The sequence below is a fragment of the Chimaeribacter arupi genome, assembly GCF_002858805.1.
In the GTDB taxonomy this organism is placed as follows: domain Bacteria; phylum Pseudomonadota; class Gammaproteobacteria; order Enterobacterales; family Enterobacteriaceae; genus Chimaeribacter; species Chimaeribacter arupi.
This window is the reverse complement of sequence record NZ_PJZI01000110.1, coordinates 1-278: the sequence shown is the minus strand read 5'-3', so window position 1 is coordinate 278 and position 278 is coordinate 1. Positions and strand designations below refer to the sequence as shown.

The 278-nt window shown below is 69.8% G+C and carries 1 pseudogene; it reads left to right on the top strand.

Annotation, left to right across the window (positions count from 1 at the left end):
* Positions 1 to 278, top strand: a pseudogene (locus CYR52_RS22265) (electron transport complex subunit RsxC); the annotation flags it as partial.

Sequence of the window (278 nt, the reverse complement as noted above, 5' to 3'; positions counted from 1 at the left end):
CAGGCAGAACCGGCTGACGCTGCACCGGCAGAGGCAGAACCCGCGCAAGCCGCTTCAGCTGAGCTGAGCGCCGACGACAAACGCAAAGCCGCGGTGGCCGCCGCTGTCGCCCGTGCCAAGGCAAAACGCGCCGCGCAGGCAGAACCGGCTGACGCTGCACCGGCAGAGGCAGAACCCGCGCAAGCCGCTTCAGCTGAGCTGAGCGCCGACGACAAACGCAAAGCCGCGGTGGCCGCCGCTGTCGCCCGTGCCAAAGCAAAACGCGCCGCGCTGGCAGA